At 61.7% G+C, this 21912-nt stretch carries 14 protein-coding genes and 7 pseudogenes; 7 read left to right on the forward strand and 14 right to left on the reverse strand.

The features are described from left to right. Positions 1-14: 14 nt before the first annotated feature. From MAFF_RS24535 to MAFF_RS24555, 7 genes and pseudogenes are all read left to right on the forward strand, one after another. Positions 15-1505 carry a M81 family metallopeptidase gene (locus MAFF_RS24535; protein WP_044551235.1) on the forward strand — a complete coding sequence of 497 codons (1491 nt, stop codon included), beginning with the start codon at positions 15-17 and terminating at the stop codon, positions 1503-1505. Between the two features lie 17 nt (positions 1506-1522). Further along, on the forward strand, positions 1523-2410 hold the full coding sequence (locus tag MAFF_RS24540; protein WP_048894799.1) for a MurR/RpiR family transcriptional regulator: 888 nt from the start codon (positions 1523-1525) through the stop codon (positions 2408-2410). Between the two features lies 1 nt (position 2411). Next, complete coding sequence (locus tag MAFF_RS24545; RefSeq protein ID WP_010913680.1) at positions 2412-3734, forward strand: aspartate aminotransferase family protein; 1323 nt, start codon at positions 2412-2414, stop codon at positions 3732-3734. A 357-nt stretch (positions 3735-4091) separates the two neighbouring features. Next, positions 4092-4259, forward strand: a complete 168-nt coding sequence (locus tag MAFF_RS39255) for a hypothetical protein (RefSeq protein WP_010913681.1) — start codon at positions 4092-4094, stop codon at positions 4257-4259. A gap of 84 nt (positions 4260-4343) precedes the next feature. Next, positions 4344-4604, forward strand: a complete 261-nt coding sequence (locus MAFF_RS39260; protein ID WP_010913682.1) for a transposase — start codon at positions 4344-4346, stop codon at positions 4602-4604. A gap of 164 nt (positions 4605-4768) precedes the next feature. Beyond that, positions 4769-5929, forward strand: a pseudogene (locus tag MAFF_RS24550) (IS110 family transposase). 406 nt (positions 5930-6335) lie between these two features. Beyond that, positions 6336-6566 (forward strand): annotated as a pseudogene (locus MAFF_RS24555) (IS5/IS1182 family transposase); the annotation flags it as partial. On the opposite strand, the gene MAFF_RS24560 reads toward MAFF_RS24555, so the two are convergent. The 14 genes and pseudogenes from MAFF_RS24560 to MAFF_RS40340 all read right to left on the reverse strand — a co-directional run bounded on the left by MAFF_RS24560 (position 6563) and on the right by MAFF_RS40340 (position 21902). Then, complete coding sequence (locus MAFF_RS24560) at positions 6563-7450, reverse strand: TauD/TfdA dioxygenase family protein (RefSeq protein WP_010913688.1); 888 nt, start codon at positions 7448-7450, stop codon at positions 6563-6565. The pseudogene MAFF_RS24555 and the gene MAFF_RS24560 overlap by 4 nt on opposite strands. 773 nt (positions 7451-8223) lie before the next feature. Next, positions 8224-8828 (reverse strand): annotated as a pseudogene (locus MAFF_RS24565) (IS110-like element ISMlo1 family transposase); the annotation flags it as partial. After that, positions 8828-9523 (reverse strand): annotated as a pseudogene (locus MAFF_RS24570) (aminotransferase class III-fold pyridoxal phosphate-dependent enzyme); the annotation flags it as partial. The pseudogenes MAFF_RS24570 and MAFF_RS24565, both read right to left, overlap by 1 nt. Further along, positions 9523-10158 (reverse strand): dethiobiotin synthase, encoded by a 636-nt coding sequence (gene bioD / locus MAFF_RS24575; protein ID WP_010913692.1) that lies wholly within the window; start codon positions 10156-10158, stop codon positions 9523-9525. The gene bioD and the pseudogene MAFF_RS24570, both read right to left, overlap by 1 nt. Continuing rightward, positions 10155-11281: pseudogene (locus MAFF_RS24580) on the reverse strand (8-amino-7-oxononanoate synthase). Before MAFF_RS24580 ends, bioD begins: the two are co-directional and overlap by 4 nt. Before the next feature lie 12 nt (positions 11282-11293). Continuing rightward, positions 11294-12244, reverse strand: a pseudogene (gene bioB / locus MAFF_RS24585) (biotin synthase BioB); the annotation flags it as partial. 240 nt (positions 12245-12484) lie between these two features. Further along, on the reverse strand, positions 12485-13354 hold the full coding sequence (locus MAFF_RS24590; RefSeq protein WP_010913695.1) for an HpcH/HpaI aldolase/citrate lyase family protein: 870 nt from the start codon (positions 13352-13354) through the stop codon (positions 12485-12487). Positions 13355-13356: 2 nt separating this feature from the next. Next, a pseudogene (locus MAFF_RS24595) lies at positions 13357-13810 on the reverse strand (MaoC family dehydratase). Further along, a complete protein-coding gene (locus MAFF_RS24600; protein WP_010913696.1) occupies positions 13810-15771 on the reverse strand; it encodes an acetyl-CoA carboxylase biotin carboxylase subunit in 1962 nt (653 codons plus the stop codon). The pseudogene MAFF_RS24595 and the gene MAFF_RS24600 overlap by 1 nt, the downstream one beginning before the upstream one ends. Before the next feature lie 2 nt (positions 15772-15773). Next, the gene (locus MAFF_RS24605; protein WP_010913697.1) at positions 15774-17357 is read right to left on the reverse strand and encodes a carboxyl transferase domain-containing protein; all 1584 of its coding nucleotides are present in this window, start codon (positions 17355-17357) and stop codon (positions 15774-15776) included. 26 nt (positions 17358-17383) lie between these two features. Beyond that, entirely contained in the window at positions 17384-18142 is a 759-nt protein-coding gene (locus tag MAFF_RS24610) for an enoyl-CoA hydratase-related protein (RefSeq protein ID WP_048894800.1), read from the reverse strand. A gap of 29 nt (positions 18143-18171) precedes the next feature. Continuing rightward, a complete protein-coding gene (locus tag MAFF_RS24615) occupies positions 18172-19860 on the reverse strand; it encodes an AMP-binding protein (RefSeq protein WP_010913699.1) in 1689 nt (562 codons plus the stop codon). Between the two features lie 264 nt (positions 19861-20124). Continuing rightward, positions 20125-21585: a dipeptidase gene (locus MAFF_RS24620; protein ID WP_010913700.1), complete on the reverse strand. Its 1461-nt coding sequence runs from the start codon at positions 21583-21585 to the stop codon at positions 20125-20127. 35 nt (positions 21586-21620) lie between these two features. Beyond that, positions 21621-21902 carry a hypothetical protein gene (locus MAFF_RS40340; RefSeq protein WP_193363997.1) on the reverse strand — a complete coding sequence of 94 codons (282 nt, stop codon included), beginning with the start codon at positions 21900-21902 and terminating at the stop codon, positions 21621-21623. Positions 21903-21912: the final 10 nt, after the last annotated feature.

Here is a 21912-nt window from a genome sequence, read left to right on the forward strand (position 1 = left end):
ACGGAGAACTGACCTTGAAGATCGGTATCGCCCGCCTGTGGCACGAGGCCAATTCATTCACATCGACCAGCATCGGGTTAGGGCATTTCCAAGCGCGCGAATATACGAAGGGCGGAGTGGCGGCGCAGGTTTTCCGCCACACCTCGATCGAAACCGGGGGGGCCTTCCGCTGGGGGCATAGGTGCGAAGCGGAGCTTGTCTTCTCGCGGCTGGCCGCCTCCGCCCCTGGCGGGCCAGTGGAGCAGCCGGTCCTCGATACGATCATCTCCGAGATCGTGGACGATCCCGCATTAGACACGGTGGACGGGCTCTATCTCTCGCTGCATGGCTCCTGCCTAGGGGCAGAGGATCTTTCCCCCGAAACCACCTTGGCAACCCGGTTGCGTGCTCGCTTTCCCGGCCTGCCGATCGTGGCTTCGTTCGACATGCATTGCATCCCGACGCCCGCTCTCGCCCAAGCGCTCGATGGCGCGACGGTGTACCGCCTCTATCCGCACACCGACATGGCGGAGACTGCGGAGCGAGCGCTCGACCTGCTAGGGGAGCTAATACGCCGGGGGCGCCGTGGCGCGGTCACGCTGGCGCGCTGCGGACTGGTACTACCGAGCTTCAATATGCGGACGGACGAGACCGGCCCGATGACGGAAATCGAGTCGCTGGCGCTCGACCTCGAGGCCCAGGCGGCGGCGCTGGGTTTGCCAGTCGTTGTCTACCCCTTCGCGAGCTTCGCTTATGCCGACAGTCCAGAGACGGATTCCGGCGTTCTGGTTAGCAACCTTATGCCGACGAATCCCGAGGCGGCTGCGCTGGCCGCAGAGTTCGCGCGGCGGGTGGTAAACGGGATGAGAGCGCGCGGGCCGGCCTTCCGGCCGGATCTGCCGACCGCGGGGGCCTTCTTGTCCACTCGGCCGTGGCGCGACGGGCGGCGCTGGGCGATCCTTGAGCCGTCGGACAATCCCATGTCCGGCGGAGCAGGCGACACGCCCGGACTCCTGGCTGCCGCGATGCGGAGCGATCTGCCAGAAGGATCCGTCTTCGCTTTCTTCGACGATCCCGGGGCAGTGGCCACCGCGCGGGCCGCAGGACAGGGCGCGCGGCTATCGCTCCATCTCGGCGGCCGGATCGACAATCGCTTCGGTGTGCCCGTCCTTGTCGAGGGGACGGTGGAACGACTGACCCAAGGACGCTTCACTAATACCGGACCGATGGAGACCGGTATCGACGTCGACCTCGGCCCGACCGCTGTCGTCCGGACCGGGCCGCTCAGGATCATCCTCACCAGCAATTGCTATTCGCCGAATGATCCGCAGTATTTCCACCTGCACGGCATCGAACCCGGGCGAATTCCTGTGCTGCTAGTCAAGGCAAAAAACCATTTCCGTGCCTCGTTCGGCAACCTCTTCGAAGCCTTCGTCCAAGTGGAAACGCCCGGCCCGGCGATGGCGGATGCAACGAAGCTGCCATTTCGGCGAATACCGCCCGAGCGGCTTCGGCTTCCGAGCTGAGTCCGGGGGCAGGAGACATGATGATGACCGTTGGGGAAATTCAGGCGCTGATCCTAGAAATGCTTCCGGACATGCCGCGGCAACTCGCGCTGGCAGCGCGCCACATCGCGGATCACCCAGACCAGGTATTGGTGCATTCGATGCGGGACCTTGCCTCGCGCGCGTCAGTTTCTCCGGCTACGCTGCTTCGCCTTACCCAGACGCTGAAGTTCGATGGTTGGGCCGAATTCCGAGCCGTTTACGCGCGCCAACTCCTGTCGGCTCCCGACGCCTATGCCGAGCGGGCGAGCCGCGCACTAGATCGTTCTGGCCTGCCGGCGCTACTGCATGAGAGTTTCGCCGCGCAGCGGGCGAATCTCGATCATGCCGCTGGTGTCAATTCGCCAGAGGCGCTCGCGCGGTCGGCGGCGATCCTCGCCGAAGCCGACCGCGTCTTCATCTCCGCGTTCATGAGCTGCCGCGGGCCGGGCCTGACGTTCGCCTACCTCTGTCGGTTGCTGCGGGACAACGTCTTCTTGCTCGGCGGCGAGGGGTCTCCGCTGGCGGCGGATCTCGCGCTGCTTCGGCCGGAGGATGCGGTGCTAACGATCAACTTCCAGCCCTATGGCCGGGAAATTGACGGGGTCGCCCGCGCTGTCGGAGAAGGCGGCGCCAAGCTCGTCTGCCTCTCGGACAGCCGAGCAACCCAGGTGACCCGGGTCGCCAGGGAGGTTCTGATCTTCCCAGTTGAGGGGCCGTCTTTCTTCCCGTCGCTTACGGCGGCCCATGCGTTGGTCGAGTGTCTCGCCATTGCGGTCCTAACCCATCTCGGAGACAGCGCCACTCGGCGCATCCGTCTTATCGAGGACGCGTACTACGCCAGCGGGACCTACAGCCAGACGAATAATCGCAGAAAAGCAGATTAGCATGAGCCACGTATTTCATCGTTCCGCCCTCTCCGTTCCTCCAATGGCCGTCGCGGCAGACGGGCACTACATCATCGACATCAACGGCCGCCGCTATCTCGATGCGTCGGGCGGTGCCGCTGTAAGCTGTATCGGGCATGGCGACCCACGCGTCGTCGCCGCGGTCGCCGAGCAGATCGCACGGCTCGACTATGCCCACAGCGGCGCCTTCACCAGCCCATCGGCGGAGGAACTCGCCGCCCATATCTGCGCGGAGGCGGGTCAAGGTATGGCGCGGGTCTATTTCGTCGGATCCGGCTCCGAGGCGGTTGAGGCTGCGATCAAGATGGCGAGGCAGTGCCAGATTGAACGGAGGCAGCCGAGCCGCCACGTCGTGATCTCGCGCCGCCTGAGCTACCACGGCAATACACTCGGCGCCCTAGGCCGATCCGGCAGCGAGACCCGGCGTGCGCCATATGCGCCGATGCTGCAGAAAAGAACGCAAATCGCGCCCTGCTTTCCCTACCACTATGCCGAGCCGGGAGAGACGCCGGAGGCCTACGGACTTCGTGCGGCGGAGGCGCTGGAGGCAGAGATTTTGCGGCTTGGCTCGGAGAACGTCGCCGCTTTCCTTGCGGAAACTGTGGTGGGTGCGACGTCCGGCGCAGTCGTCCCGGCGACCGGCTATTTCCGGCACATCCGCGAGATCTGCGACCGGTACGGCGTGCTGCTGATCTGTGATGAGGTGATGTGTGGCGCTCATCGCACCGGCCCTTTCCTCGCCTGCTCGGACGAAGGCGTTTCACCTGATATCGTCACGCTCGCAAAGGGGCTCGGGGGCGGCTATTTGCCCATCGGCGCGGTCGTCTGCCGGGCTGACGTGCATGATAGCTTTGCCCAAGGCTCTGGCGCGTTCACCCATGGCCATACTTACATGGCCCATCCCGTGGCTTGCGCCGCCGCGCTCGAGGTCCAGAGGGTGATCGTCGACGACAGGTTGGCGGAACGGGTGGTGAGGCAGGGAGCACTGCTCGACGCCGCGCTGCGGGATCGCCTGTCACAGCATACCTATGTCGGAGACATCCGGGGACGTGGCCTGCTCTATGCCGTCGAACTCGTCGCCGACCGTGAGACGCGAGTTTCGTTCGATCCTGAAATGCGGCTCGCAGCCCGGATTGGCGCTCAGGCGAAGGGTCGAGGGCTGCTTGTCTATCCGGGAAGCGGAACTATCGACGGCCTACGGGGTGACCACGTGCTGCTCGCTCCTGCCTATTCCATCGATGCGCAGAGAGTGGGCGAGATCGCGGACATCCTCACCGAGGCCATTGATGCGGCGCTTGGCTGAAAAAGGCTCTTGGAATCCCTGACCGGCATCGTTGCATTTAACCTCGGCAGCCTGGCGAGGAACAGCTTAGTGCCCTTCAATTTCCGTAGCTTGTGCAGTCAACATGTGGCGCGTGGCTGGGATCGAGGTGTCTTCGCCGACGCGATGACCGCGTCGCGGTCAGCGAGTTTCTTTTCTGAGCTGCGTATGTAATCGGGCGCAGGCGATAGTGCCCTGAAGGTTCTGGGAAAAGTTGAGGAGAGAACGGCCGCTGCTCTGAGGTTGGAGGGCGGCTATGGCACGCTGGCGACTTTTGCGATTCACTGATCCCGGGAAGGAAGTGCAATCGAGCGAGAAGTTAAGCTGAGCGGGCCAGAGTTGAAAGCGCTGCTGCTGTCGGACGCGGACGGCTTTCGGCGGGTTCTGCAGAGTGTGGTGCAGGAGTTCCTGGAAGCCGAGATGGCGGAGGCGCTGGAACTTCAAAAGGCGAACGGAACGCGGAGCGGGTCGGCTACCGGTCCGGTTACTCCGGACGCCGGCTTGTGACGCGGGTTGGTGTGATGGAGCTGCGGGTCCGCAGGATCGGACGGGCGGTTCTCGACGGAGCTGGTTGCGCTCGGAGAAGGACTGGTGTCGGCGCTGGTCGAGACGTATCTGCAAGGGGTGTCGACGCGCAAGGTGACGGCGATCACCGAGGAACTGTGCGGTCACACCTTCCAGGCCGCGACGGTGAGTGCGGCGACGGTGCGGCTGGAGGAAATCAACCGGCGCACACCGGTCGTGCGCATCTTCCCCATCTGCAGAGCTGTCTCCGGCTGGTGCGGGCGCTGGAGGTGCAGATCCATGAGACCTGGCCCGAGGCCGACCCGTTACGCCGACCGTGAACAATGAGATTGGTCAGGCCTCGATCTCGTTTGGCTGACTTTGGAGGGCTGCGATGAGAAGCCACAAAAGCTGCCTGAACCAGTTGAGATCCTATGAGGAGGTGGATAGCGATCCGCGCTGTGACAAAGTGAGGTCGCTTTCAATCAACACCTAACTCTGGAGAGCCGAACATGCTCGCTGCGAATGAACGACCTGAAGCGCAGACCGCTATCCGCATTGATCTTGGCGCAATCTTCGTCTCATTGGAACTCAGCCGTTCGAAATGGCTACCTCACTGTCCCCGGGCGGCGGCGAGAAGATGTCGAAACATGCGGTGGCGGCCGACGACATCGCTGGCCTACTGGCGCGGTTTGCCGAGCTCAAGAGGAAGGCGCAGGCACGGACCGGGCGCTGCTTCCCCATCATCGTGATCCAGAAGGCCGGGCTCGACGGCTTCTGGATCCATCGCGTGCTGCAGGCCGAGGGGATCGAAAGCCACGTCGTCGATCCGGCCTCGATTGCGAACTCGCGCCGGCGGCGGCGGGCCAAGATCGACGGTGAGACGCTGGTGCGCGCGCTGCTCGCCTATAAAAGGGGCGAGCCGCGCGTCTGTGCGATGCTGCGGGTGCCTACGCCCGAGGAAGAGGACCGTCGCCGCATCTCGCGTGAGCGCAAGGCGTTGACGAACGAGCGCGTACGCCACGTCAATCGCATCAAGGGCCTGCTGTTCAGCCAGGGCGTATCCGGCTACCAGCCGCTGCGCCGCGACCGGCGCACGCGGCTCGAGGAGTTGAGGACCGGTGACGGCCGACCATTGCCGGCGCATCTGAAGATGCAGATCAGCCGCGGACTCGATCGGCTGGAGCTGCTGATCGGACAGATCAAGGCGGTCGAGGCCGAGCGCGACGCCATGCTCGCTGTCGCGCCGGTCGGCTCTGCGCATTTCGCTGATTGTGAGCAGCCAGCACCGGCGATGCTGCTCGCCTTGAAAGGCATCGGGCCGGAGTTTGCCGTTGTCTTGTGGTCGGGGGGCTGTCGCATCATTTTGACAACCGACGACAAGTTGCTGCCTATGCTGGCCTTGCGCCGACACCCTGGCAGAGCGGCTCGGTCGATCACGACCAGGGGGGTTCGAAAGCCGGCAATCCAAGGCTGCGAACGACGCTGATCCAGGTGGCCTGGCTGTGGCTGCGCCATCAGCCCCACTCAGCGCTCAGCCTGTGGTTCAAGCAGCGGGTGAAGCAGAACGATGGTCGTCTGAAGAAGCACTCGCCCGCAAGCTGCTTGTCGCGCTGTGGAAATACGTCAATGCCGGCGTCGTCGTCGAGGGGGCCGTGATGAGGACCGCCTGATCCCCGATAGCAACCGAATTCCTCAATCTTCCAGGACCCGATCAGTCCTGGCGGATCCAGGTGGGACGAACCGCAGATGAGTACGGCTTCAAACGCCGCTTGATAGAATGGTCTCGTCCTCATGAGCCCTTGTCCGCCGCAAGCGGGATGTTGGTTCCGCTGTCTCTCACAGCGACCGTATATAAGTTGGATCTGGCTTGGCACCGAGCCGCGTCTTGCAATCGGGCTCAGATCGTGGATGCCGTAACAACAGACGGAAAGCAAAAATGTCACCCTGACACACCCGTTCCATCTTGACCCTCCTCATATAAGCAGGAGGGAGAAGTTGTAGCCGGCCGCTGCCAGGATAGCGTTGTCGGAGTCGCCCTGCCGGCCGGCGAGGTAGTTGCAGCCCATTCGATGCTCGGCCATCAAGCGCCAGATGCGGCGGAGATCGGCCGTCGAGCCGGTGATCGGCCACATCAAGAACGAACACAGAATGAGCCGCAATTACCTCGCTCACACCCAAGGCGATGCGATCAACGCCATCCTGGCAGCAGCCGGCTACAACTTCTCCCTCCTGCTCAGGTGGCTGAAGACGCTTTTGTGGCTCTTGATCGCCGCGTTCCTGAACCGGCCGAAGCAGCTTGCCGCTTAGCGATCAAGATTGTTCACGGTCGACTGGATAAATTTAGATCGCACAACACTGTACCGGCCGTCGACACTGACGGGCACCTCGCCCTCAATGGTTGCGCGACGAACGACGCGGCGTTGGTCGCCGCAATCCTTGGTTGCACAATGCATCGTTGCTCGATTGTCCCAGATAGCGATATCACCCTCCTTCCACTTCCAGCGTACCGTGTTTTCCTGCGCGGTGACATGAGACTCAAAGAGATCGAGTAGCCTTTGGCCGTCATATTTGGATATGCCAACGAAACGCGTTACATAAACGCCGAGCACAAGCGTGCGCTCCCCGGTCTCGGGGTGGACGCGTACGACTGGATGCTCTGTCTCGATCATCGGTCCAGTATTGGGCTCGGTAGAAGACCTGAGATAAGATCCGGGGAAGCTGTGAACAGCCCAGAGTTCGTTGGCAAGCCGTTGCAGCGGCAACGGTAAGTCGAGATATGCGGCCGCGGTGTTTGACCAGACGGTGTCGCCACCGACTAGCGGTATCGTAACGCCTCGCAGCACCGCAATCTTGGGATAAGCGTCCATGCAGGACCAATCGATATGCCAAACGTAAGCCCCGGTATCTCCACGTGCGGTATCAATGTCGTAAATCGGCGTCGTTCCCTCCGGATACGGCGACAGCTTCCCGAATCGCAGAGCAAAACGCTCCTGCCCAGCGTCGTCGAGATGACCCTGGTCGCGGAAGAAGACGACCTTGTGCTCAAGCACCAAGCCGTTTATGGCAGCGATGGTCCGGTCCGGCAAATCGGCCGAAAGCTTGACATTCCTGATTTCAGCACCGATACGCGCTGTGCATTTGATTACATCCCTACGTGGGATGACATTATCGATCAAGTCCATTTCACTCATGGTGGCATTCTCCGATGCTGCAGTTTTGTTGGCTATGCGCAACTGGTAGTATTTCATATTATTGCGAACCGCACCTACCACTCCTGGTAGGCTGATCTCGCCCGAAACGAGGTCCGCGCGACGTCCGTTACGAACTGCATGTCAGTGGGATCTCGCAGGGCGCGACGGTCTCAGTCACAGCGATGAGCAAACTGCGGGAGAGGATGTCAGTTCTAAGTTTCGTTAGGGTCAGTTTCTTATTTCGCCCCACGAACTTGAAACGCGCAACGCTGGACCGGCCGTCAAGAGCAACTGGCCGAGCGAGCCGGTGTCAGTATCGACACGATCTCCAAGATCGAGGTCGGGGCTGACCTGTGTGGTGAGACGGCCTCCGCTCCCGGCATCGTAATGTGCCAAAGTGGCTGTCGAAAGTCACATGAGGGAGAGCCGTCATGGAGAAGACTAGCACCATCGGTTTGGATCGCCAAAGCACGTCTTTCAGGTGCACGATGCATATGTGGACGGCCTCCTCCCTGCAAGATGTTGGGCAGCGGTTTGATCCCATCGCTTGCGATCATATGTCCGGCCTCTGATTGCGGTCGTACATGACCGCGGGCCAAGATGGTTTCCGCAACATGAGTTCCAAACAGGTTTTGCGGCCTTTTGAGAGCCTTGCATCGTACGGATTGTCTCACGTTTCGGATCGATCGATCACACCAACTGCTCGTTTCCTGCAAGTTCGGGTTCAGCCTACCAAGGTCGCGTCACATTGTGCTCCCCTGGATGACTGATCTCTATGCTGCCTGGCCATAAGCCGACAATGCAGCGTTGGGATTGTATCGTTCGCCGGTGACCATCAGCTTCCAGGCGACGCGGGCGATTTTATTGGCTAGCGCCACAGCGACGAGCTTCGGCGGTTTGCGGTTGAGCATGTCCAGCAGCCATGGGGACGCATTCTTCCCGCGGCCCTCCCGAACATGCCGGAGGACAGCGGTGGCGCCCGCGACGAGCACGCTTCGCAGATTTTCATCGCCAGCTCGGGTGATCACGCCAAGCCTGACCCTGCCAGCTGTCGAGTGATCCTTCGGCGTCAGGCCAAGCCAAGCCGCGAAGTGCCGCCCTGATCGGAACGTCTCGGGCGCCGGGGTCTTCATGACCATCATCAATGCGCCGATCGGTCCGACGCCAGGAATCCGTGTCAGGCTCGACTGCATTCGTTTGTGCGATGCCACGCCATCAGCCGTGCTTCGACCTTTTCGATTTCGTCCTCCAGCCGATCATATTCGCGGCCGTGCAGCCCAAACAGTTCACGTGCCAGTTCAGGCAGCGTTTCATCAGTCGCGATACGCTCGAGCAATGATCTGACCTTCGATGTACCTGTGGCAGCGATCAATCCGAATCATCGGCGATCAAGAGCGTGCCGGAGGCTTCGGCGATCTTCTTCAATTCGCTCAGAACCCAGGCCGGATACATCAGCATGCCGCCGGCGCCTAGCACGAGCGGCTCGACGATCAGGGCGGCGGCGCGTCGGTCGAGGCTGATGGCTTCGAACCGATCCAGCGTCTCCTGCTCGCGCCCGGCGGCCGCGAAGGGGACGGTGTCGACCTCGAACAGCAAAGGCTCGTAGGCGGCGTTGAACACGCCGCGGGCGCCGACGCTCATCGTGCCGATTGTGTCGCCATGGTAGCTGTGCTCCATGACGACGATGCGCGAGCGCGGCGCGCCGATGTTGCGGAAATAGCCGAGCGCCATCTTCAGCGCGACTTCGACGGAAGTCGAGCCGCTGTCGGAATAGAACACCCAGTCGAGTCCGGGCGGAGCGAGGTCGACGAGCGCCTCGGCCAGTCGTTGGGCGGGCTCGTGGGTGAAGCCGGCGAAAATGATCTGGTCGAGTCTCGATGCGGTTGTCTCGATAGCCTTCATGATGCGGGGATGACGGTGGCCATGGGTGACGACCCACCAGGAGGAAATGGCGTCCAGGATGCGGGAGCCGTCGGTCTTGTGGAGATAGGCGCCTTCCGTCAGCACGATTTCAGGGATCGCGGGCTCAAGCGCGTGCTGGGTGAACGGATGCCAGACTCGAGACTGCGTCATCATTCGCCTCCGGCAGTAAGGGCAAGGTCGAATCCGGCAATCATTGCATCTCTCAGCGTTCCACCCATCAGCGGATCGAGGTGCGGCAGCCTGCCAAGCTGCGGCACGCCGCTGAATTCGACGATTGTCCTTTGTGTGTCGGCTACCTCATCACCAATGAAGGCAACGCCGATCAGGGGGATGGAGCGGGCCCGCAGGACCTCGATCGACAGCAGGGTGTGGTTGATGGTGCCGAGCGCGGTGCGTGCGCAAAGAATGACCGGCAGTTGCCATTCCCGGAAAATATCGATGAACTTTGTCTGTCGATTGAGCGGCACCATCAGCCCGCCGGCGCCTTCGATGATGAGCGGGCCCGGCAAGTCTGGAAGTGATAGCTTGGCCGCCTCGATCGCGATGCCGTCGATTTCGGCCGAACGATGCGGCGACAGCGGCTCCTTCAGGCGATACACTTCCGGCAGCACGCGCCCCGGCGGAAGGCCGGCAAGCCGCGCAACAACCTCGCTGTCGGTCTCGCCGTCGAGGCCCGACTGCACCGGCTTCCAGTAGAAGCCGTTGAGGAAGCCGGCCAATCCCGCCGAAAACACCGTCTTGCCGATTCCGGTATCTGTTCCGGTGATGACGATGCGCTTGGTCATGTCGAGGCCAGCACCTCGACGAGCGCCTCGAGCATGGCCGAAATGTCGGCTTCGTCGACGTTGAGCGTCAGCGAAATGCGCAGTCGCGATGTGCCCTCGGGTACGGTCGGCGGACGAATGCCGCGTATGTCGAAGCCGCGCGCCTGGAGCGCCGCCGCCACCGCCATGGTGCGCCTGTTGTCGCCGATGACAAAGGACTGGATCTGCGAGCAACTGGGCACCACGCCGCAGCGCTCGGCCAATTGCCGGCCCGCGAAAGCGATACGCTCACGCAGCTGAACGCGACGCGTGGGCTCGTCGGACAGCATGGTGAGCGCTTCGCGCGCCGCGACCGCCATTAGCGGCGATGGTGCGGTGGCGTAGATGAACGGCCGGCACCGGTTGACGAGAAAGTCGCATAGCGTTCCCGGCCCGGTGACGAGCGCGCCGGACGCGCCGAGCGCCTTGCCGCATGTATGCAGCGCGACGATGTTGTCGCTGCCCTCGAACGCGGTGGCAAGGCCGCGGCCATCCGGTCCCCAGACGCCGGTGGCATGTGCCTCGCCGACGACAAGGAATGCCTCGTGCCGATCGGCAAGCGCGACCAGGCTCTCCAGCGGCGCGTAGTCGCCATCCATGCTGTAGAGGCTTTCGACCGCGATCCAGACGCGCCCCATGCCGCCTTCGGCGCGCCAGCGCGTGATCGCATCCTCGACAGCATCGACGTCGTTATGCGCGGCGAGCTTGAACTCGGCGCGTCCGGCTTGCGCGCCCTCATGCATGCTGGCATGGGCGAGCTGGTCGAGCACCAGCAGGTCGCCCTTCTGCGGCAGGGCCGTCAGCAGAGCGAAGTTGGCGATGTAGCCGCTGCCGAAGAACAGGGCGCGATCGGCTCCGAAAAACGCCGCAGCGTCCGACTCCAGCGCCTCGTGTTCCGGCGCGTTGCCGATCCGGTGGCGCCCACCGGCGTGCCCCGCGCAATCGCCGCCGCAACCGCCTCGCCAAGTCTTTTGCAGGAGGCAAGTCCGAGATAGTCGTTCGACGAGAAGTCGAGCCCGGCGCGCGGTGCCAGCGTCCGCAGCCGGTCCTTGCGCGCCAGTCCGCGCAAGGACCGGCCATACCGGGCAAGAAGCGCCCCGTTCATTGCGCCCATTGGCTCCATGCCGAGGCGCCGAAACAGCAGAATGTCCTTGTCCTCGCCGGGATTGTCCGCCGTCAGCAGCGTGTCGCCGACGAAGATCGAATTGGCGCCGGCAAAGAAACACAGTGCCTGCATCTCGTCGGTCATGGCGGTGCGGCCGGCGGAAAGACGCACATGCGATTTCGGCATCATGATGCGCGCCAGGGCGATCACGCGCACGAATTCGATCGGCTCGATGGGCTTGGCTTCGGCAAGCGGGGTGCCCTCGATCGGGATCAGCATGTTGATCGGAACGCTTTCGGGATGCTCCGGCAGGTTGGCCAGCGTCACCAGCATGTCGATCCGGTCCACCGGCTCTTCGCCCATGCCGACAATGCCGCCGCAACAGACCTTGATGCCGCTGTCGCGGACATTGGCGAGCGTGTCCAGCCGGTCGGCAAATGTCCGGGTCGAGATGATCTCTGAGTAATAGCGCTCGGAGGTGTCGATGTTGTGGTTGTAGTAGTCGAGACCGGCCTGTTTCAGACGAGCGGCCTGCTCAAGATCGAGCATGCCGAGCGTCATGCAGGTCTCCATGCCGAGTGCCTTGACACCCTCGACCATCGCCACCACCGCGTCCATGTCGCGCGCCTTCGGGTTTCGCCAGGCCGCGCCCATGCAATAGCGGGTGGCGCCGGCATCGCGTGCCTTGGTCGCCTCGGCGATGACGCGCCGGACCTCCATCAGCTTCGACGCCTTCAACCCGCTTTCGTGATGCGCCGACTGGCTGCAATAGCCGCAATCCTCCGGGCAGCCGCCCGTCTTGATGCTGAGAAGCCGGCTCAGCTGGACCTTGTTGGGATCGAAGTTCTCGCGGTGCACGGTTTGCGCCAGGAAGAGGAGATTGTTGAAGGGAGCGTCGTGTAGAGCCCGAGCCTTCTCCAGGGTCCACATCTGGTGGCCATCGAAGGTGTGACCTTCAGGCATGGTCTTTTCTGAAATCGCTGCGTGCATCTCCATCCTGTTCCGTGTTGTGGCGAACTGCTGTCAGTGACGAAATATCAGCCATCCTCCTTCTCCTCGGCGAGAAGACCCGGCATTCCCTATCAATGGCATCGATCTGACCCGCAACTTGGTAGCCTTCTTCTTTGTGAGCCCGCTAGGTGACCAATCTTGGGAGGATGTGGGTGGTCGGGACATGCGCTCCAACACATCGGGAAATGCCGGTCATAAAGCCAAGGTCAGCCGTGCAAGAAGCCGCTCAGCCAGACGCAAATGGGGACGATCGTACATCTTGCCGTTGAGCGAGATGACACCAGCACCGACTGACCTAGCGAAGGCCTCAACCACCTCCTTCGCTTGGGCCACAGCTTCAGGCGAGGGCGTGAACACGGCGTTGATGACGGAAACCTGCCCCGGATGGATCGCCATTTTGGCGGTGAACCCGTCGCGGACTGCCTCGGCGCAATCGCTGGCAAAGCCTTCCTCGTTGCGGAAATCGGGATAAACGGTATCGACCGCAGGCACGCCGGCAGCGGCCGCCGCAAGGATTGCCATCGTTCGGGCGTGTTGGAAGAGCGCCGTATAGCAGCCTCGATAGTCGCGCGCGACTAGTGCTCCAACCGAGGCAGAAAGATCCTCGGCGCCCCAGGTCAAGCCAGACAGGCGGGTGTTCGGGCGGGCGTGTGTCGGCGCGTTAAGTACACCTTCGGCGGTTTCCGTGATGAGCGGCAGGATGCGTGTCTCGCCCTCGGCAATGCGATGACGAGCTTCGAGCAAGCACAGACGCGCGCTGAGTTCCGTGACATGATCGGCATGATTGGCCTTCGGCAGCATGATGCCGTCGGGCGCAGCAGGCATCACTGCCTCCAGATCAGCGTCGGTAAGAGCGGTCGAGAGGTCGTTGACGCGGACGTAGAGAAGCGGTCCGACGCCCTTGTTGCGTTCGACGAAGGCGCGGGTGAGCTTGCGCGCGTCTTCCTTTGCGGACAGCGCGACCGAATCTTCGAGGTCGAGGATCAGGAGGTCGGCGCCCGTCTCCATCGCCTTGTCCTGCTTGCGGGCCGAGTCGCCCGGAACGAAAAGCAGTGAGCGCATGGTCAAGCGTGCCTCTTCCGGATCATGGCCTGCCGGATAGTCTTCGCGACCAGAACGTCGTTCTGGTTATAAGCGCGGTGCTCAAACTCCACGATGCCGCGGTCAGGCTTCGACTGCGATTCACGCACGCTTTTGACCTCCGTCTCGGTGCGCACAGTGTCGCCGTGGAAGAGCGGATGCGGGTAGACGGTTTCCGTTATGCCGAGATTGCCAATCGTCGTGCCGAGGGTCGTGTCGTGGAAAGGAAATACCGATCATCAGGCCGAGCGTGAAGAGCGAGTTGACCAGCGGCCTGCCCCACTCGGTCTTCTCGGAAAAGGCGAAGTCGATGTGCAGCGGCTGCGGGTTCATCGTCATCATCGAGAACATCATGTTGTCGCTCTCGGTGACGGTGCGCGTGATCGGATGGCGGATGACCATGCCGACGTCGAATTCCTCCAGATAAAGCCCGTGCATCAGTTTCCTCCCGACTCTTCGAAGCGGACAAGCACGGTTCCGTCAGCGACCTGCGCACCCTCGGCGGCGATCTTGGCGATCGTGCCATCATGAGGTGCCGTGATCGTATGCTCCATCTTCATCGCCTCGAGGATAAGAAGTGGATCGCCCTTGCTGACCTTGAAGCCGGGCTTGGCGCGCACGAGCTTGACGAGACCGGGCATCGGCGCGCGCAGGCTGCCGGCGCCACCATAAGCATCGGCAGCTTCGTCGAGAGGATCGCGGGCGATGAAGGTGTGGCTGACCGCGCCGTCGAAGACGGTGACGTGGCCGGGCCAGATGACGGCCGATGCGAGTGCTTCGGGCAGCGACGTGGGAGAGAAACGGATAGTCTGTTCATCGACCTCAGCGCGCCAAGCGCCATTTGTCTCTGCAGTTAGGGAAACACTGATCTCGCCGGACTCGCCGAGCGAGATCGCTTTGGCAGTCGATCCGAAATGGTCGTAGCCAGTCAGGCTGGCCCAGGGGTCATTCGACGTGGCCTCGTCAACACTTGCGACCCTGAGCGCTGCGAGCGCCTTCGAACGAGCAGATGCTTCGGCCAGGGCGGTCAACGCCCCCTGCTTGCGCGCGATGAGGCCCGTATCGACATCGCCGGTGGCGAAGTCTTCGTCCTGAGCAAGCGCCGAAAGGAAGGCGGTGTTAACGGTTGAGCCGGCAACCTCAGTGACTGCCAGCGCGCTGACAAGCAGTTCTAGAGCATCTTTCCGGTCGCTTCCTTTCGTGACGATCTTGGCGATCATCGGGTCATAGAAAGATGAAATCGTATCGCCCTGTCGAACACCGGTTTCTATGCGAATCGACGAGGCTTCCGGCGGGAACCTCAGATGATACAATGTGCCGGTCGCCGGCAAGAAGCCGCGCGATGCGTCTTCGGCGTAGAGCCGCGCTTCAAAGGCGTGCCCGTCGAGATGGATGTCATCTTGCGTGAGCGGCAGTAGCTCGCCAGCAGCGACGCGTATCTGCCATTCAACGAGATCCTGTCCGGTCACCATCTCCGTCATAGGGTGTTCGACCTGAAGACGCGTATTCATCTCCATGAACCAGAATCGGTCCGCGCGAAGGCCCTCCGACGCGTCGACGATGAACTCGATCGTACCGGCACCGGAGTAATTGATCGCCTTCGCGGCCTTCACGGCGGCGTGGGTCATCGCCACGCGCATCTCCGGCGTCATGCCGGGGGCAGGCGCTTCCTCAATGACCTTCTGGTGGCGGCGCTGGGCGGAGCAGTCGCGCTCGAAGAGATGGACCCCATTGCCGTGATTGTCGCCGAAGACCTGCACCTCGATGTGGCGCGGCTTCTCTACGTACTTCTCGATCAACACCTTGTCGTCGCCGAAGGAGGCTTTCGCTTCGCGCTGCGCCGACGCGAGCGCATCGGCGAATTCTCCGGCAGTCTCGACACGGCGCATGCCCTTGCCGCCGCCTCCCGCACGCGCCTTGATCAGGACAGGAAAGCCGATCTCTATGGCCCTGGAGGCCAGCAAGGCAGGATCCTGCGCTTCGCCATGATAACCCGGCACGACCGGCACACCGGTTATTTCCATCAGGCGCTTGGCAGCGTCCTTCAGACCCATGGCGCGGATCGACGAAGCCGACGGTCCGATGAACACCAGTCCTGCCGCTTCCACCCGCTCGACGAAATCCGGGGCCTCCGACAGGAAGCCATAGCCCGGGTGGATCGCCTGCGCGCCGGTCTTGAGAGCCGCGTCGATGATGCGGTCAGCCTTCAGGTAGCTTTCGGCGACGGGGGAGGCGCCGATATGCACTGCCTCGCCGGCCATTGCTACATGAAGCGATTTCGCGTCGGCATCGGAGTAGACACCGACGGTCGCCATACCGAGCCTGCGCGCCGTCCGGATGACGCGGCAAGCGATTTCGCCGCGATTGGCGATGAGGATTTTTGAGAACAGCTTGCCCATCCTCACATCCTCCAAACGCCGGGTTTGGTGTCCTTGATCTCGGCATTGAGCGCGGCCGAGAGGCTCAGCGCCAGCACCTCGCGCGTCTTCGTCGGGTCGATGATGCCATCGTCCCAAAGCCGTGCGGACGAATAGAGCGGGTGTCCCTCGCGCTCGTATTTATCGAGGATCGGCCGGCGGAAGTCGGCTTCCTCCTCGGCGCTCCAGCTGCCACCCTTGCGTTCCATGCCTTCGCGCTTCACCAACGCCAGCACCGTCGCCGCCTGCTCGCCGCCCATGACGGATATGCGGGCATTCGGCCACATCCACAGGAAGCGCGGCGAGTAGGCGCGGCCGCACATGCCGTAGTTGCCGGCGCCGAACGAGCCACCGATGATGACGGTGACTTTCGGCACCTTGGCGGTCGCGACCGCTGCGACCAGCTTCGCGCCGTCCTTCGCGATGCCGACCGCCTCGTATTTCCGGCCGACTATGAAGCCGGTAATGTTCTGCAGGAACACAAGCAGGATCTTCCGCTGCGTGCAGAGTTCGATGAAATGCGCGCCCTTCAGCGCGCTTTCCGAGAACAGCACTCCGTTGCCGTGGATATGCGCGAAGCCGGTGACGAGCGTCGTGCCGTAATTCGCCTTGAATTCGTCGAGCTCGGAGCCGTCGACTACGCGGGTGATGACCTCGCGGACGTCGTAGGGAGTGCGCGTATCGGAGGGCACGACGCCGAGGATCTCGAGCGGGTTGAGCAGCGGCGGACGCGGCTCGCGGAGTTGCAGTTGAGAAGGCTTTACGCGGTTGAGGTTGCGCACGATCCGTCGCGTGATCGCCAGCGCATGGTTGTCGTCCTGCGCGTAGTGGTCGGCGACGCCGGACTGGCGCGTGTGGACGTCCGCACCGCCGAGATCCTCCGCGCTGACATCCTCGCCCGTCGCGGCCTTCACCAACGGCGGGCCGCCCAGGAAAATCGTGGCCTGATCGCGGACCATGATGGATTCGTCGGCCATCGCGGGAACGTAGGCGCCGCCCGCCGTGCACGAACCCATGACGCAGGCGATCTGGGGGATGCCGGCAGCGGACATTGTTGCCTGATTGTAGAAGATGCGGCCGAAGTGCTCGCGGTCGGGAAACACTTCGTGCTGGTTCGGCAGGTTCGCGCCGCCGGAATCGACTAGGTAGATGCAGGGCAGGTTGTTTTCCCGCGCGATCTCCTGCGCCCGCAGATGCTTCTTTACAGTCAGCGGGTAGTACGTGCCGCCCTTCACCGTCGCGTCGTTCACGACGATCATGACCTCCCGGCTCTCGACGCGGCCGACGCCTGCGATCATGCCTGCCGACGCGATAATGTCGCCATACATGCCCCATGCGGCGAACTGGCCGACTTCCAGAAAGGGCGAGCCCGTATCGAGAAGTTGCGCGAGCCGCTCCCGCGGCAGGAGCTTGCCGCGGGAGAGGTGGCGCTGGCGCGCGTCGTCAGGGCCACCAAGGCTGATCGACTTCGCCTTTTCGCTGATATCGGAGATCAGGCTCCGCATGCGACCCGCGTTGGCTCGGAACGGGTCAGAAGAAGTTGAGATCGAACTGCGGATGACTGGCACTTGGCTCTCCGGAATACTGTATTGGGTCAGACGCCACGCCACACCGGGGGACGCTTTTCATTGAAGGCTGCAGCTCCTTCGACTGCGTCTTCTGAAGCGATGAGAGTCTTCAATAAGTCGTCGTTCATCGCCCATCGCAGGCTACGGCCAGTCGCCAACGACGCCCTCGCCAGATCGAGGCTTGCCTTCCGGGACATCGGGGCATTCAGTGCAATTGCTCTGGCCATCATCAACGCAGTTTCTAATACTTCGGACTCGGGAACGATCCGATTGACGAGGCCAAGTTCGTAGGCCCGCTGCGCGCCGAACAATTCACCAGTCAGAAGGATTTCCGCGGCAATGACTGGCGGGAGTATTTCCCCGAGCCGGAAGGCTCCTCCGGCACCCGCAACCAGACCTCGCTTCGCCTCAGGAAGCCCGAACCTGCACGTGTCCGCAGAAACGACGAGGTCACAGGCCAACATCAATTCAAAACCTCCTGCCACCGCCACGCCGTGGACAGCGGCGACGAGAGGCTTCGTCAGATTTCGACTGACGAGTCCTCCGAGACGTCCTTCCCCAAACAGAATGTCGTCCGCCTCGCCGTCAAGGAACGCTTTCAGGTCCATCCCTGAGCAGAACGCGGCACCCTGACCGTTGATGATAGCAACCGACGCTGACGGGTCCGCCTCGAAGTGGTCGAACGCTTCTCGCAGAGCGCGGCTCAGCTTGCCGTCGACGGCATTCCGACGTTCGGGCCGGTTCAAGGATATGAGAGTGATGTCCCGCCGTTTTTCGACGAGCAATGGTTGGTCTGACAAAGTAGCGTCCCCGTTTAATCTTTCTGCCTGGATCGTGCTTCGAGAGCGGCTTCTTCCTGCGCAATCTTCCTGAGCGCTCCCCGGATGATCTTGCCGGTGGTGGTCATCGGCATCTCGTCTATGAACCTGACGACCCGCGGATATTCATGCGCGGCGAGGCGCGATTTCACGTGTGCCGCGATGTCCTCTGCAAGGTTTTGCGAAGGACTGAATCCTTCGCGCAGGACGACGTACGCCGCCACGACGGAACCCCTGATTTCATCCGGCTTGCCGACCGCACCGGCCAGACGCACTGACGGGTGACCGAGCAGGCAATCTTCGATCTCAGCGGGACCGATCCGATACCCCGCGGAGCCGATGACATCGTCGTCTCGTCCGACAAAGCGCAAACGTCCATCATTGTCCCTGACACCTCGGTCTCCGGTAACCAGCCATCGGCCCTCGGGTCCATGAATGAACTTCTCCCGAGTGGCATCCGGGTTGTTCCAGTACCCTAGGAACATGACGGGGTCGGGAGCGAGTGCCGCAATAGCCCCCTCCACGCCTGCAGGCTGTCTCAGTCTCGATACCGGATCAATGACGTCGACATCATGTCCAGGGACCGGCCGTCCCATAGATCCTAGTGCGGGCGGCTCCAGGGCCGCACAAGACGAGACGATCATGTTGCATTCTGTCTGGCCGTAGAATTCGTTGATCGTCACGCCTAACGCGTCCTTGCCCCACTGGATCAGCTCGGCGCCCAACGTCTCTCCCCCGCTGGCGACGGAACGGAGGTCGAGCCCCGAGCATTCCTCAGCAGGCTTGAGTTTCAGCATCTTCAGGGCGGTAGGTGGGAGGAATACGTTTCTGATCCTCTGCGAGCGGATCAGGGTGATCGCCGCCTCGGTCGTGAACTTCGAAAAGCGGCAGGCGACGACCGGAATACCATGATGAAGCGCAGGCATCAGTACGTCGAGCAGTCCTCCAATCCACGCCCAATCGGCAGGTGTCCAGAAGCGGTCGTCGGGCTTCGGCAGAAAGTCATGACTTATCTCCACACCTGGCAGATGTCCCAGCAGGACGCGATGAGCATGTAGCGCACCCTTGGGATTGCCGGTTGTTCCAGACGTATAGATGAGGATCGCCGGGTCATCGGAGTGAGTATCGACGGGGATAAACGTGTCCGACTGCTCAGAACACATCTCTTGGAATGAGACTTCGTCGCCCTCCCCCCGGCCGTCCACGCAGACGACGAGTTCTATCGAAGGCACGCGAGACCGGATGCTTGCGACACGTTCGGCGCCGGCACGGTCGGTAATGACTACCCTCGCGCCTGAGTCGCGAAGTCGGTGCTCGAGCGCCTCCGGACCGAACAGGGTGAAAAGTGGTATCGACACACATCCGAGTTTGGTCACGGCGATATGGGCTACCGCAGTCTCGACACGTTGAGGAAGCAACACACCCACTCGGTCGCCCGTTTCACCCACCTGTCGGCCAACGCCATGCCCAAAAAGTGCATTCGCTAATCTGTTCGACATCGTGCGCAGGTCGGAAAATGTGTATTCGCGCGTAAAACCAGCCGGATCGACGTCAACTATCGCGAGACGAGTTGGGTCTGCCTCAGCCCACTTGTCGCAGATGTCGACGCCGATATTGAACCGCTCAGGAATAGACCACTGAAACGATCGGCGGACCTCCTCAAAGCTATCCTTCTCGAAAAGCATCTAACCGTCCCCCGGGCACGCTGCCGCTCCCGCCGTTCGAGCTGCTAGTTAATGTTCAAGTCGGTCTGCTTGATACTCGCCACTTTCGGTCAACCAAGAGGATGTTTGCCTCAAAAGCAGGTCGCCATTGAAACGACTGCCGCAGAACAGTCGCTTCTTCTAAAGGTCAAGCTTTTCTCCACACGAGTAGGTGGTGAAGGGATTCTCGGCCGACCGATCGCTTAATCCTAGAGACATGCCAAGCCAGGCTCTCCAATGGATGGTTCAAGTCATCAACGCCCTCACTTGCTCCGCATGTTTCACTTGGGTATCGGATGCGGCCGCCGCAGCCATCGATCGAAACTCATCGACGCTGAGCTCGCCGACTTGCTCTAGTAGCCTTGGCCACGCAGATAGGCCTTCCGCTAACGAGGCCAACCGAAAGAATTCGTTGGGTGCATGAATATCTTCATCATAGAGGGCAAAGCCGAACATAAGCGTCTGAATTCCGAGCAGCTCTTCGAATACCGCGGTGACGGGTATGGACGCGCCCAGACGCACAAGCACTGACTCTTGGCCGTGCGCCTCGGACAAGACTCTTTTAGCGGCAAGCAGAAGGGGGTGTCCGGTAGGCAGGTCGAAGGCGCGACACCCGGTTCCCGGGTCATCGATCGAGAGCTCAACGTCCGACGGGCAAACAGCACGCAGATGAGCCTTTAGCGCGTTTGAAACTTGATCGGGGTCCTGTCCCGGCACGGTTCTCAAGGACAGCTTAGCGTTGGCAGTTCTTGGGATTACTGTTTTGCTGCCGGATCCGATGTAACCTCCCCACATTCCGTTTATGTCCAAAGCCGGTCGAAGCGTCAGCTGTTCACGTACCGAGAAGCCGGGTTCTCCTTGGGCGCACGCCCCAACGTCTTTGACGAAAGTGACCTCGTCGAAGGGAAATCTGGCCGTCTCAGCTCGTACGTGGACGGGGACGGAAGATATGGGCGGCACCAATCCCGGGACCGCTATCGCGCCACTCTCGTCATGCAACGAAGCGATGATCCTCGCCATCTCGTGTGCGGCGTTCCGAACCGCGCCACCGTAGAGACCAGAATGAAGGTCCTTGTCGGCGGTTTTGATTGAAATCTCAAACTCCACAATTCCACGCAAGCCGACATTAATCGTCGGGATTTCGGAATGCACTCGCGAGTCATCAGTGGATATCATTCCATCAGCCTGCAGCAAGTCGCTGTACAGTTCCACAATCGCACGCAAACTGGGACTATTGATTTCCTCTTCCCCTTCCAAAAAGACTTTTACGTTCACTGGGCAGGCGCCTCGGACGTTGAGAAAAGCAGCGATAGTTTCTAGCGCGATTGCAGTCGAGCCTTTGTCGTCAGATGCACCGCGCGCATAGAGCCGTCCGTCTCGGATCGTTGGTTCGAAAGGTGGAGTCACCCAAGCGTCCAGCGGGTCGGGAGGCTGTACATCATAGTGTCCATAGATGAGCAACGTAGGTTTTCCCGGCGCACCATTCCAAGCACCATAGACAGCGGGATGGCCTCCGCCATCGAGAAGCTGGACATCGCTCAAGCCCATGCTTTTGAGCCAGGTCACCAGAAACGTTTGCGCGTCGCGCATCCCTCCTGTGAAAGCTGGGTCCGTGCTTACACTTGGCAGGCGCAAGAAAGCGCAAAGTCTATCTACAATGTCGTTTTGGTGGTTGTGAAGATACTGTACAATTGCATCGGTGTGCATCGCTTCTACTCCTACTCATGAATGTGCGGCCATGGTCACATCGCAGCCTCGGCTTTTAGCGCACGGTAAGTCGTATCGACCGATTTCGCGGTCGCGTCGACAATGATGTCGATTTGTCCCGGGTGATGATCAGAGGGGGGGGCAAAGCCAAGGATATCGCCATGCGGTATGGCTCGGCCGATGATCCCGTGCTCAAATAGAGAAGCGGCGGGACGCGCGCCGACCTGCACCTCGGGCTCAAAAGATACGAGCGCTTTCGGATCCCGCATCATCCCTACGGCGGAAAGGATACCAACGCCACGAACTTCGCCGACCATGGAATGTCCC

The sequence above is a fragment of the Mesorhizobium japonicum MAFF 303099 genome (genome assembly GCF_000009625.1).
GTDB classification, from domain to species: domain Bacteria; phylum Pseudomonadota; class Alphaproteobacteria; order Rhizobiales; family Rhizobiaceae; genus Mesorhizobium; species Mesorhizobium japonicum.

Coding starts and splice junctions, on each gene's coding strand:
- MAFF_RS24600 (WP_010913696.1), bottom strand. CDS start 15,771: ATGGGCAAGCTGTTCTCAAAAATCCTCATCGCCAATCGCGGCGAAATC.
- MAFF_RS24560 (WP_010913688.1), bottom strand. CDS start 7,450: ATGAGTGAAATGGACTTGATCGATAATGTCATCCCACGTAGGGATGTA.
- MAFF_RS24615 (WP_010913699.1), bottom strand. CDS start 19,860: ATGCTTTTCGAGAAGGATAGCTTTGAGGAGGTCCGCCGATCGTTTCAG.
- bioD (WP_010913692.1), bottom strand. CDS start 10,158: ATGACCAAGCGCATCGTCATCACCGGAACAGATACCGGAATCGGCAAG.
- MAFF_RS24620 (WP_010913700.1), bottom strand. CDS start 21,585: ATGCACACCGATGCAATTGTACAGTATCTTCACAACCACCAAAACGAC.
- MAFF_RS40340 (WP_193363997.1), bottom strand. CDS start 21,902: ATGGTCGGCGAAGTTCGTGGCGTTGGTATCCTTTCCGCCGTAGGGATG.
- MAFF_RS24540 (WP_048894799.1), top strand. CDS start 1,523: ATGATGATGACCGTTGGGGAAATTCAGGCGCTGATCCTAGAAATGCTT.
- MAFF_RS24590 (WP_010913695.1), bottom strand. CDS start 13,354: ATGCGCTCACTGCTTTTCGTTCCGGGCGACTCGGCCCGCAAGCAGGAC.
- MAFF_RS24545 (WP_010913680.1), top strand. CDS start 2,412: ATGAGCCACGTATTTCATCGTTCCGCCCTCTCCGTTCCTCCAATGGCC.